This window comes from Pseudoalteromonas sp. S4741 (genome assembly GCF_005886135.1).
Classification (GTDB): Bacteria; Pseudomonadota; Gammaproteobacteria; order Enterobacterales; family Alteromonadaceae; genus Pseudoalteromonas; species Pseudoalteromonas tetraodonis.
This window is the reverse complement of sequence record NZ_PNCN01000048.1, coordinates 1-12,554: the sequence shown is the minus strand read 5'-3', so window position 1 is coordinate 12,554 and position 12,554 is coordinate 1. Positions and strand designations below refer to the sequence as shown.

General features: G+C 39.7%; 11 protein-coding genes and 1 pseudogene. 8 read left to right on the top strand and 4 right to left on the bottom strand.

The genetic code is table 11. The features are described from left to right. The first annotated feature begins 152 nt into the window (after positions 1-152). From CWC30_RS08280 to CWC30_RS08260, 5 genes are all read left to right on the top strand, one after another. Positions 153-1,652 carry a peptide MFS transporter gene (locus tag CWC30_RS08280; protein WP_013464455.1) on the top strand — a complete coding sequence of 500 codons (1,500 nt, stop codon included), beginning with the start codon at positions 153-155 and terminating at the stop codon, positions 1,650-1,652. 538 nt (positions 1,653-2,190) lie between these two features. Further along, positions 2,191-3,237: a 4-hydroxyphenylpyruvate dioxygenase gene (gene hppD / locus CWC30_RS08275; RefSeq protein WP_138626841.1), complete on the top strand. Its 1,047-nt coding sequence runs from the start codon at positions 2,191-2,193 to the stop codon at positions 3,235-3,237. Between the two features lie 143 nt (positions 3,238-3,380). Beyond that, entirely contained in the window at positions 3,381-4,694 is a 1,314-nt protein-coding gene (fahA, locus tag CWC30_RS08270; RefSeq protein WP_069440292.1) for a fumarylacetoacetase, read from the top strand. 143 nt (positions 4,695-4,837) lie between these two features. Continuing rightward, positions 4,838-6,001, top strand: coding sequence for a M23 family metallopeptidase (locus tag CWC30_RS08265; RefSeq protein WP_138626840.1), 1,164 nt, complete (start codon positions 4,838-4,840; stop codon positions 5,999-6,001). Further along, a complete protein-coding gene (locus CWC30_RS08260) occupies positions 5,991-6,473 on the top strand; it encodes a bactofilin family protein (RefSeq protein WP_138626839.1) in 483 nt (160 codons plus the stop codon). Before CWC30_RS08265 ends, CWC30_RS08260 begins: the two co-directional genes overlap by 11 nt. A 76-nt stretch (positions 6,474-6,549) precedes the next feature. Here the strand turns inward: CWC30_RS08260 and CWC30_RS08255 are convergent, their stop codons facing one another. Beyond that, positions 6,550-7,023, bottom strand: a complete 474-nt coding sequence (locus CWC30_RS08255) for a hotdog fold domain-containing protein (protein WP_138626838.1) — start codon at positions 7,021-7,023, stop codon at positions 6,550-6,552. A gap of 184 nt (positions 7,024-7,207) precedes the next feature. Here CWC30_RS08255 and CWC30_RS08250 point away from each other — a divergent pair, with 184 nt between their 5' ends. From CWC30_RS08250 to CWC30_RS08240, 3 genes are all read left to right on the top strand, one after another. Further along, the gene (locus tag CWC30_RS08250) at positions 7,208-8,383 is read left to right on the top strand and encodes a multidrug effflux MFS transporter (protein WP_138626837.1); all 1,176 of its coding nucleotides are present in this window, start codon (positions 7,208-7,210) and stop codon (positions 8,381-8,383) included. A 152-nt stretch (positions 8,384-8,535) separates the two neighbouring features. Then, on the top strand, positions 8,536-9,168 hold the full coding sequence (locus CWC30_RS08245) for a LysE family translocator (protein ID WP_036983259.1): 633 nt from the start codon (positions 8,536-8,538) through the stop codon (positions 9,166-9,168). Positions 9,169-9,183: 15 nt separating this feature from the next. After that, positions 9,184-9,648, top strand: coding sequence for a methylglyoxal synthase (locus CWC30_RS08240; RefSeq protein WP_138626836.1), 465 nt, complete (start codon positions 9,184-9,186; stop codon positions 9,646-9,648). A gap of 4 nt (positions 9,649-9,652) precedes the next feature. Here the strand turns inward: CWC30_RS08240 and yegD are convergent, their stop codons facing one another. The 3 genes and pseudogenes from yegD to CWC30_RS08225 form a co-directional block, all read right to left on the bottom strand. Continuing rightward, positions 9,653-11,017 (bottom strand): molecular chaperone, encoded by a 1,365-nt coding sequence (gene yegD / locus CWC30_RS08235; RefSeq protein ID WP_138626835.1) that lies wholly within the window; start codon positions 11,015-11,017, stop codon positions 9,653-9,655. Positions 11,018-11,096: 79 nt separating this feature from the next. Then, the gene (locus tag CWC30_RS08230) at positions 11,097-11,939 is read right to left on the bottom strand and encodes a DNA ligase (RefSeq protein ID WP_069440298.1); all 843 of its coding nucleotides are present in this window, start codon (positions 11,937-11,939) and stop codon (positions 11,097-11,099) included. Between the two features lie 34 nt (positions 11,940-11,973). Then, a pseudogene (locus CWC30_RS08225) lies at positions 11,974-12,387 on the bottom strand (HAD family hydrolase); the annotation flags it as partial. Positions 12,388-12,554 lie beyond the last annotated feature (167 nt).

The window sequence follows — 12,554 nt, the reverse complement described above, 5'->3', positions numbered from 1 at the left end:
TACCTAAACGTATAGCTGCGTTTAGCAAACCATTACCTTAGCTGCATAAAAAACACTGATGATCGAGCATTTATTATACTTTTTATAAGTAAAAATTTAGCTAAATAAAAAACCACAAGGTCATCAAAACAATAATGAATTAGGAAGTAAATATGAGTTCAAATTCTGACAGTGGCTGGTTTGGTCACCCTAAAGGACTTTCAACCCTGTTTTTCACAGAAATGTGGGAACGAATGAGTTACTACGGTATGCGAGCGATGCTCGTATTATTTATGACAGCAAGTTTACAACAAGAAGGCCTAGGATTTACCGTTGCTTCTGCTGCTGCAATTTATGGCTTATACACAGGTTCAGTATACTTTTTAGGTTTACCTGGTGGTTGGTTAGCAGATAGATTATTTGGTGGTCAAAAAGCAGTATGGTATGGCGGTATTATTATCATGTGTGGCCATATTATTTTAGCCGTGCCACATGAATATTCATTTTTTATTGGTTTGATCTTTGTTGCAACAGGTACTGGTTTACTTAAACCTAATATCAGTGCCATGGTTGGTCAGCTTTATACTGACGAAGATGAGCGCCGTGATGGTGGTTTCGCTATTTACTACATGGGTATTAACTTAGGTTCTTTAATTGGTTACTACGTGTGTGGTTACTTTATGGAAAACGTAGGTTGGCACTGGGCATTTGGTGCCGCGGCTGTCGGTATGGGTATTGGTTTAATTCAATACAAGCGTACACTTAAAAACTTACCAGATCACAGCGCCTTACCTGCTAACCCATTAAGTCCTAAAGGTACTTCGCGCGCATGGGGTGGTATTGCTGCATTTGTTATCGCGACCGCCGGTGTTACCGCTGCTGCGATGACAGGTGCTATTGTCATTAACCCATCGATTGTTGCAGGGTACACCGCAGTTATATTTACTGTTATCTTTTTCGTTTACTTTGGCCTTATATACTTCAAAGGCAAACTAACCGATGCTGAAAAACAAAGAATGTGGGCGCTATTTTTAGTCTGTGTCGCTTCAGCCTGTTTTTGGTCTGGCTTTGAACAAGCCGGTTCTTCATTAAATCTGTTTGCTCGTGACTACACAGACCGTCTGGTTGGCACATTTGAAATTCCAACGACTTGGTTCCAATCTCTAAATTCATTGTTCATTATTGCGCTATCGCCATTCTTTGCCGCTTTTTGGATTAATTTATCTAAAAAAATGGTCTCGCCTACTTACAGCGTAAAATGTGCGTTGGGCCTCGTTATTATGGCTTCAGGCTTTTTAGTAATGTTTATGGCAGCACACTATGCCGCTGAAGGCTTAAAAGTAGCACCTTATTGGCTTGTTACTACGTATTTCTTACACACAGTGGGTGAGCTTTGTTTAAGCCCAGTTGCATTGAGTGCTGTAAGTAAGTTATCGCCTCGCCGCTTTACTGGTCAAATGATGGGTGTATTTGTACTTACATACTCTATTGGTAACGTTATTTCAGGATTACTTGCTGGTAACTTTGACCCTAACAATGTTGAAGAAATCCCGAACCTTTACCTACAAATTGCCTTATTTAGTATCGGTGTAGGTATCATCTTAGTACTGATGAGTTTTAAAGCTAAAATATGGGAAAAACAAGGTTTAGAACAAACCGCACCAACACAATAATTTAGATTTATCACACGCATAATTATGAGCTTTGATAAATGATATCAAATACCTCCTGTAGTCAACTGCAGGGGGTATTTTTATGGCCGCTATTAAACCACACAATTTTTACATTCAGCCGTATATTATTTATACCTCATCACTGTGCATAAACGAGTTTATAGCAGCAAAGCATCAATACTCTTTGTTTTTATATATATCGCAGCTAACCAAACTCATTAAAAGTGTAAATAATAAAATACAAAAACCGCACTTTTTTTAGCGAAAAAAAACTAAAAACACATATAAATAAATTAAATTAAACTATTAATAATCAATAACTTAATAATAAAGCCTGCACTTCTGTCTCGCTTCCTAATTTTTACTTTCACCTGCTCGTATGTAAATAAACAACATACTTTGATAACCGTCTCGTAAAATTTACACACGCGCTATTTACTAAATAACAACACCCTCTTCCCCAAAACACCAATCTGGTTAATCATGAAGGCAATACGATAACTAATAATCGCAGTGCTTAATTGCGGGAGTAATGACAATGAGCGAAGTAAATAATCCGTTAGGCCTAATGGGCATTGAATTCACTGAATATGCAACACCGGATGCAGATTACATGGACAAAGTGTTTACTGATTTTGGCTTTTCTAAGCTAAAAAAATTCAAGGGTAAAGACATTGTTTATTACAACCAAAACGATATTCATTTTTTACTAAATAATGAGCGTGAAGGTTTTTCTGCTGAATTTGCTAAAAGCCACGGCCCAGCAATCTGTTCAATGGGTTGGCGTGTAGAGAATGCGCAAAAAGCATTCGAGGTTGCTGTTGAACGTGGTGCAAAACCTGCGACAGACTCAACACATAAAAATTTACCATACCCTGCTATTTACGGTATCGGCGACAGCTTAATCTACTTCATCGAACAATTTGGCGACAAAGGTTCTATCTATGAGTCAGATTTCGAAGACTTAAGCGAGCAAAACATTGTTGAAGACAAAGGCTTCATCCGTATCGACCATTTAACCAATAACGTATATAAAGGCACGATGGAAACATGGGCTAACTTCTATAAAGACGTATTTGGTTTTACAGAAGTGCGTTACTTCGACATTAAAGGTCAAAAAACAGCGTTATTATCTTACGCACTTAAATCTCCGTGCGGCACTTTCTCGATTCCAATCAATGAAGGTAAAGATAACAACAACAACCAAATCGATGAGTACTTAAATGAGTACAATGGTCCGGGTGTACAGCATTTAGCATTCCTAACTAATGACCTAGTAAGCTCACTTGATAAGTTAGATAAATCAACTATCGCCACTTTAGATATTATCCCTGAATATTACGACACCATTTTTGACCGTGTGCCTTGGGTAAAAGAAGACAAAGAGAAGATCCGTGAGCATCAAATCCTTGTAGATAGCCAAAGCGAAAACTGTTATCTACTGCAAATTTTCTCGAAGAACCTATTTGGTCCTATCTTCATTGAGATGATCCAACGAGTTGATGATGGCGGCTTTGGTGAAGGTAACTTCCAAGCGCTGTTCGAATCAATCGAACGTGATCAAGAGCGTCGTGGTGTAATCTAAACCGCAATATTGCGCTTAAAAAGCAGCGTTTAACACGCTGCTTTTTGTCGTTTTAAATTCTGTTTTAAACTAACTGTTTAAATTGCGTTGATTGCCTCCATATAGATAACTAATAAATCAGCGCGAACCAATAAGGAAAGAGTATGAGCCTAATTAACGAAACCCACGATATTAATCTAAAAAGCTGGGTTGCATCTGCTAACGAAGCGAACTGTGACTTCCCAATTCAAAACCTTCCTTTTGCAGAAGTACGTCGTAAAAATTCAGATGAAGCGTTCCGTGGCGCTGTAGCTATTGGTGATCAGGTTATTGATTTAGCAAAAGTAAATGAACTTGGTTTATTCTCTGATGATGCACAGATTGCCGTTAAAGCTGCAAGCCAAGCTACATTAAATGAATTTATGGGTCTGGGTGAGCAATATTGGTCAGCCCTACGTTTAGCATTATCGAAAGCATTACGTGAAGGTTCTGAGCATCAAGAACAACTTACACACGCACTTATTGCGCAAAGCGAGATTGAGTTTGCTCTGCCGTGTCGCATTGGCGATTACACTGACTTTTACACCTCGATTTATCATGCGACTGCCGTAGGAAGTTTATTCCGCCCTGATAACCCACTGCTACCGAATTACAAGTGGGTACCGATTGGTTATCACGGTCGTTCGTCATCTATTGGCGTGTCTGGTCAGCAGTTTCATCGCCCTAAAGGACAAACTAAAGCGCCAGATGCAGAAGTTCCTTCATTTGGTCCGTGTAAGCGCCTTGACTATGAGCTGGAACTAGGTATTTACCTAGGTAAAGGTAATGATCTGGGCGATGCAATCTCAATTGAAAATGCTGAAAAGCATGTATTCGGCTTTTGTGTTTTCAACGATTGGTCAGCACGTGATTTACAAGCATGGGAATACCAACCGCTTGGTCCATTTTTAGCGAAAAATTTCGCATCAACCGTGTCACCATGGATTGTAACTACCGAAGCACTTGCACCATTCAGAACAAGCTGGACGCGTGATGAAAATGATCCGCAACCATTAGAATATTTAGAATCAACGGCTAACCGTGATCAAGGTGCATTTGATATTCAAATGGATGTTAAAATTCAAACACAAAAAATGCGTGATGAAGGCTACAACCCAACTCAAGTGTCTAAGTCTAGCTTTAAGCACTCATACTGGACTGTAGCGCAAATGGTAACTCACCATACCGTAAACGGGTGTAACTTTATGCCAGGCGACATGCTGGGCTCTGGCACGCAATCAGGACCTACTCATGAAGAAGCGGGTTCATTACTTGAACTTTCTCGTGGTGGTAAAGAAAAGATCACTTTAAGTAACGGCGAGCAGCGTAGCTTCTTGGAAGATGGCGACAACGTTATAATGCGTGGCTGGTGTGAAAAAGAAGGCTTTGCACGTATTGGCTTTGGCTTTGTAGAGAGCACCGTACTACCAGCAAAATAATATACAAAATCAATAAACTAGTAAAAAAGGGTTGCTGAATAAGCCGCCCTTTTCTATTAATTAAGCCGAAGTTACAATTTTTTTCTGGCTTTTTTAGTTCAAATTGCTATCTTGAAGCCCTTAATAGCCAGTATTTATGTGACATGCCTTTATTTATAAAGTCTTTTTTTAATAAACATTTCCCAGCTCGTCAGCTGCTCATTCGCCAAAATGGTGAAGTAAAACATGTTGTTTTGACGCCTTGGCTACAGGTTTCTGTGCTTGCTATTATTTTCATTGCTATTGTGTGGATGAGTGTCTCTAGTATTCGTGTGTATATGCAAACACACCAAATTTCTCATATCGAGCAAACTCAGCTTGATAAGCAAGTACAATGGCAACAAAAAGTAAAGCAACAGCAACAACGCTTCGCATTGCAGCAAGAGCAGTTAGCTGAACTCGAACAAAAACAAGCTTTATTACAAGGTATGATTGAATCACTCCCAGCTTCTATCAGCAAAGATGTAATAAAATTAGAGGGTGAGCTTGAATCTTCTCCTATTAATGAGAACGAAAGCGAATTTCATGAGCCGCTCGAAGAAGATAAAACACAAAATAAACACGCACAAAACAGTTTAACCAGTTTTGAGCAGCGCTACACTTTATTAAATCAGCAATACGATACTAATTTTACCTTATTAGCTGCGCAAATTAATCAACGCCACGACGCTATTTTAGAGATATTGCAAGACACAGGTCTCGAAAATGCACTGGCACAGCACCTCGCGTTAAGCACGCAGACAACGGCGCAAGGTGGCCCGCTAGATATACTCGATGAAAGTAAAATTCCAAGTACTTTTCTTGCTATTGCCGATAAGCTACTACTGTTAAATCAGCTAGAAAACTTTTTAACCGCCTTGCCGAACACATTACCCTTACCTGCCGCAAAATATTATATTTCCAGTAATTTTGGACTTAGAAAAGACCCAATGAATAAAAGGCGCGCTTTTCATAAAGGCATTGATTTAGCTGGCTGGCATAAAACAGAAATTTTTGCCCCTGCCGATGGCACGGTTCGTCGAGCGGGCCGTAATGGCGGTTATGGTAACTTTATAGAGTTAGCGCATAAAAACGGTGTTGTAACGCGCTTTGGTCACTTAAACAAAATTAATGTTAAAAAAGGTCAATTAGTCACAAAGCACGATGTCATTGGCTTAATGGGCAGTACCGGAAGAAGTACAAGTACTCATTTACACTATGAAGTATTAATAGACGACAAGCATGTCAATCCACTAAAAATAACAAAGGCGCTTTCTCGTGTTTGGTAAAAATAAACAAGCAAAAACGGACTCATCAATCAAGCGAGTAAGTCATACTCCCTCAATCATTTCTAATGATGTGCGTATAACGGGCTCTTTGGTAAGCCAAGGTGAAGTACAACTAGATGGACGAATAGACGGTGATATAAAGGCCGAACATTTAGTGATTGGCACTTCAGGTGTTGTTGAGGGCGTTGTTGAGGCAAGCAGCGTTGTTGTTAAAGGTAAAATCATCGGCTCTTTAAATGCAAGTGAAGTAAAGATCGAAAATAACGCTCATGTACTTGGCGATATATTTCATGACACCCTGAGCATAGAAGCCGGTGCGATTATTGAAGGTAGTTTAAAGCAGCGCTTTGAAAAAGAAGTCATTGAGCATGCTAAAGATAAACCAAAACCGGTTAACGATGTAAAAGCCATTATTGATAATGAAGACAATGGCCTTTCGTTTGTAAACAAGTCGTCTACTGCAAAAGGTTAAACCTAAACAAAAAATGGTTTAGTCAATAAACTAAACCATTGTTTTTAATACTTTATATAAAAATATAATTTAGCAATTACTTCTTCTTTGTGATGTACATGGTTATATCTGCAGTAAACACCAACTCATTTCGGGTATTGTAAAGCTTTACCGGCACCACTAAATCTTCTTTATCAGTCCATTGATGAGGTAACTCAATTTCAGCAATCGCAGTAACGTCTGTGTCTACTTTAGTTAAGTATTGTACTGTCATACCTTTAGGTATCCAACGGTGTGTTTTATGCGGTACCGTCGCATCCACCATCACTCCCGCACACAGCTCAGCCAAATTACATTGAGCAATAGCATGAATTGTTCCAATGTGATTATGTACACGGCGTGTGTTTTTAACCACAGCACTACAGTGCCCTGCTTTTAAATCTAAAATAGTGGGTTTCATAGAGCCAAAATATGGTGCCTTGAAACACACGGCTTTACTGAAAAGCCAGTTACCGCATGGCCACTTTTTAAATTTATGCCATGTTTTTATTAATGCAGACTCATTACTCATTATTATTTTTCCATTGTCTTTGCTTAAAAAGCAAATTAACACATCGGATCAGTTTAAAGAAGTGTGATACTTAAACAAAAATAATCATAATAAGGTTCAAAGTAGGTAACTTGGCTGATACATCGGCCATAAGCCCTTTCTTTTTCATCAGTCGCCACTTAAAATACCAACAAAAGGAGACCTGATGCATACACAGCCCGCTAAACCTAATTTTACTTTATTACTTATCTTAGCGTTACTCGTCATTTTTTGTCCGATGGGCATTGATATTTACCTGCCTGCCTTTCCCACTATCGCAGAGCAATTCTCAGTGAGCGAAAAGCAAGTACAGCAAACGGTGGCTATTTTTATGCTTACTGTTGGTTTGGGGCAATTAATTGCAGGTCCACTCGCTGATCGTTTTGGCAGAAAGCCCATCGCCTTAACTGGGGTCGCTTTGTATGGACTGGCGGCATTGGGGGCATATTATACTCCTAGCTTTTTAGTACTGATGTTTGCTCGTGCTATTCAAGGATTAGGCGCGTGCGCTACCTTTGTTGTCGCTTTTGCAATAGTAAGAGATAAGTTTGGTAGTGAGCGCAGTGGCCAAATAATTACCTATCTAAACGGTATAGTTTGCTTTATTCCAGCATTAGCGCCCATTTTAGGTGCTTGGCTAACCGTACAGTTTGGTTGGCAAATGAACTTTCTATTTTTAACCGGTTTTGCATTACTGGGGTTTATTGTCACCTTATTCTTGTTTAGGGAAACACGCCCAGCAGACAGTCATTACCAGGGGCATATTTTAGATTTAAGACGCTTTCTCCCCATCATTTCAACTCCATTATTTTTATTTAATAGCCTGTTATGTATGGTCACTATGTCAGCTATATTGGTGTTTGTAACACTGGCTCCCGGTTGGCTCATTACTGAATTAGGTGGCAACGTAGCCGACTTTACCTTTTGGTTCTCGCTCAATGCAGTGCTTAGTATTCTTGCTAGTTTTATTATGCCTATTTACATTAAACGTCAACCTAAAAGAGCCTTAAAAATAGGCCTTTTAGTGCTAGTGAGTGCCGGCTTACTTATGTTGTTATTAAGCCAATTTAAAACGCCATTGGCATTAATGATCCCTATGTTTATTGCTGCCTTTGGTTTTGCTTTAACACTTGGCTCTGCCGCCGGGCGTGCTTTGAGTTTATTTCCTAAACAAGCAGGCACCGCCTCTGCTCTTTTGGGAGCAATGCAAATGAGTGGAGCAAGTTTATTGGTGTTTATTACTCAATATTTAAATTTATCAACCCCAGAGCTTATAGGCACACACTTTTTATTATTAATTCCCTTTTCTTACTTACTGTTTCGTTATGCTAAATATGCCTAATAAAATGCACGTTTACTGAGCCTGTTAATTATAATCATCACAGGCAATTAGTACTGTAGTTAAAACTCTTTACCAAGCGGGCAATATGCCCGCTTTTTATTTTTCTATATGCTTGATAACATTAACCACCAAACCCTTTTTGATTCAGAGCAATGATCAATCCTGATTTTTTACTTTCATTTTTACTCGCCAGCTTTTTAATGGCCGTCGCGCCTGGGCCATCAAACGCGTTCTTAATGGCACAAACATTTGCTAACGGGCGAAAAGCAGGTATGCAAAGTGCTTTTGGCTTTGCCTTAGGTGGCGTAGTACATACATTTTTTGCAGTTATTGGTTTAAGTGCTATTTTAAAAGCCTCTGAAACAGCCTATGCCAGCGTACAATATGCAGGTGCAGCCTATTTATGTTACTTAGGTTTTATGATGCTTAAAGGCACGTTTATGCCACCATCTTGTGAGCAAAGCGATAAACCGCATGTTACAACCAATAAAAACAAAAATGTCATGTTTCATGCCATGATGACAGAAGTGCTTAACCCTAAGGTGGCTTTGTTTTTTATTGCTTTTATCCCACAATTTGTTGACCATAGCTTGTCATCTGCAACCTTTCAGCTGGCGTTTTTTGGGCTACTGTATCCAATCTTTGCTTTTCCGATAGACTGCACGTATATTTATTTCGGCGATAAAATAGCTCAATTTTTTAGAAATCACCCAAATAGCCAGCTCTGGATTGATAGGTTCACAGGCATTGTATTTATTGCCTTGGCTATCAATTTATTACTCTAACTAATAAGAATCAGCATGGATCAAAAAATACAATCTCTACCTGCGCAAAAAAATATAGCCTTAGTAGCACATGACGGCAAAAAATCTGCGCTTAAGTTATGGTGCGAAAAACATAAGGCCATTCTAAGTAAACACACTTTATATGGCACAGGGACTACTGGGCATTTAATTGAAAAAACAACAGGGCTTGATGTTATTCAATTATTAAGTGGCCCTATGGGCGGCGATCAACAACTCGGGGCGAAAATAGCGGAGCATGAAATACATGTATTAGTCTTTTTTTGGGACCCTTTAGCCTCGCAACCTCATGATCCCGATGTTAAAGCTCTGCTACGTTTAGCTGCTGTGTGGAATATTCCTGTGGCGTGTAATGAAGTGAGTGCCGATATGCTACTTAGCTCACCATTAATGGATATAGAGCTTGAGCGAACATTGCCAGATTACGAAAAATACCTCGCAACCCGACAAATACCTCTATAGCAGCTTACTTATAAAGCATGCTGGCCCATTTAGTAAGGCCAGCAGTTACACTACCAAAGTGATCACCGTTCACCATTTTTATGTTACCTAAATGCTCACTCAACGCCGCTTTAATTAATGGAGACTGTGCACTCCCTCCCGTTAAGTAAATCACATCGGGAGTGGTATTCGCATCAGTAATTGCCTGTTTAGCTAAGGTAACAATCTGACTAATGCTATCGTCAACAGCAAGCGCTAAATCAGCGACTGAAATATCTTTGCTTAATGAGTTATCTAAAAAGGCTAAATCACAATTAAAACTATTTGCGGATGTTAATGCAATTTTAGCCGCTTCAGCTTGTTGAACTAATTGGTGACCTTGCTTATTTTGCTGTAAGTGAATAAGTCGTTTATAAAGTTCAGGGACACTGACATCGCGTAACTGCGCACTGAGTTCACGATAATGCTGGGCACTATAAAACTGGCTCTGTAAATTCACATCGTTAATTTTACAAGCTTGCCAAAATGCTTGATTAGGTAGTGGTAAACCTGATTTAAACGTACTGCCAAGCCCGAGTAACGGCATTAAACCATGGTAGCTCAAAGCAATATCTAAATCGTTTCCGCCAACACGTTTACCACTATGAGATAAAAAATCACTATCTCGCTGGCTATTTCCTCTAAAGCTTGGCCCCATTTGTACAAATGAGCAGTCACTGGTACCACCACCAATATCAATCACCAATACTTTTTGGTCTTGCGTTAAATCACTTTCATAATCAATACCAGCGGCGAGTGGCTCATATAAAAACTCAACATCTTTAAAGCCCGCCCGGTTTGCTGCGCGTGTTAGAATACCCACGGCTTGTTGGTTTGACTGCTGACCACCAACTGCTTGAAAATTCACTGGGCGCCCAATAACAGTTTGGCTCAGCGTATACCCTAACGATAATTCAGCACGTTGTTTTATTTTTAAAATCATTGCTGTGGCAATATCTTCAAAAAAATTGATTTGACCTTGCTTTAAGCCCGTTGCGCCAAAAAATGATTTAGGGGATTTTACAAAATAACCTTCTTCAGGAAATTGCACATATTCACTAATCGCCTCACGGCCAATGAATAAGGTGTCGTCGCCGGCTTGTAAGTCTAGGTCTGATTTAATTCGCGGGAGTGTATTAAGTAAGGGTTGGCGCGCGGTTTTATAGGCATGCTCATGCTCTGAACCGTGTAAATGCTGCGCTACAAAATCAACGACTAAGGCACTATGATGGGTGTATAACGTTGATGGAAGATAGTGTTTGCCTTGCTCTAAAGGGATAAGCTGAACACGTTCTTCGTTTAAAACACCCATAGCACAATTAGAACTACCATAATCAAAACCAACAAACATAGATCACCAAACATTACCAAAAAGGCCGCGCAATTTAGCATAATTGCTAAAAAATATATACTGAATTGGCCTACACTCTTTATTTTTCGGGTCTTTCTCGCAAAAAACTAGCAAAACGCGGTAAACCATTTTTAGTGTATCCGTGGTATCGATAAGTGATTGTTGAACCAATAGCTGGCGGACGCTTGCGTTCTTCATCACTAAAGCCCGTGCCAATAGAAAAGGTTACGCCTTGCTTGGTTTGCACTCGCAATGCCCCGAGCATACCAGTGTATTTACCTTTACCTGGTAAATGTTCAATAACTAGCGCTTCAGCATCCAAATAAGGTTTGAGTTTTAACAATGCACTAGAGCGACCACTCGAATGCTTAGCCTCTGCTAAATGAAGCATAACGCCCTCCCCGCCTTGTTTGGTGACCTCATTAAAGTAATCACTTAGTTGTTGATTGTCGCTAAATTGATATTGCTTAACCGCCTTAATATGTGAGCTATTTAACTTAGTAATGAGTGACAGGTAATTTTGATAGCGACGATGAAAAGGCGTGTTTGTATCTGGCATATCAAATACTTGATAAGTCACTGTTTGCCAGAGTAAGTCGTTGGGTATTTTTGTTCTAACAATACCACTGAGAACAGAAAATTGACCTCGCTTGGTCCATAACTCACCGTCTAACCAAACATCAGGCAAAGGGGCGGTAAACCACTTAGGAGGATTAATTGGATTACCTTGGCGGGTAACAAATTGTTTCCCCGTCCATATTGCTCTAACGCCGTCAAACTTTTCACTCACCAAATATTGGCGAATATCGTTATGCTTAGTTTCATCATAAACATCAGCGAGTTGCACCTGCGGCAATTGCGCTAATAAACTCGCACTAAAAAGCGTTAAAAAAATAAATAGGTATCTTTGAATAGTAACCATAACTGCATCCTTGCAAATTTAAATATGGCTTAAACTATAGTTGAGATTGAAGCCATTGCCAAAATTCTTCAAGGTTATGCATTTGCTGTGTTGCTTTACTGAAGTCGTGCTGCTCGGTGTGCTTATTAGCAATCGCTACAACGGCTAAGGCTGCATTATTTGCTGCTGTTACGCCAGTGAAGGTATCTTCAACGGCAATCGCATTTTTTGCAGCGACCTGCATATTTTTAAGTGCTAATAAATAGGGATCACCGGCAGGCTTTGGATTGGTTACATCGTCTTTTGTAACCACCGTATCAAATAAATCATAAAACCCTAATCCTTTTAGTATTGGCTCAGCTTCATGGCATGCGCTGCCTGTTACTAACGCCATTTTTAAGTCTTGCTCTTTAACCGCGAATAAAATATCTGCAGCATAAGGCATTAAAGGCGGTAAATTGGTTTTAACGTTTGCTAGGGTCTGTTGATCTTTCAAGGTTAAACTTGCAGCAGACTATTTGGTATTTAGGCAAGGCAGAGCCTATGTGGTGTGGTTACTCCCCATAAATAGGCGATAACGCAGCATCAATGCCAAATAGGCGTTGCCCGAAGGGTTCTGCCTAGGGGCGATTAACG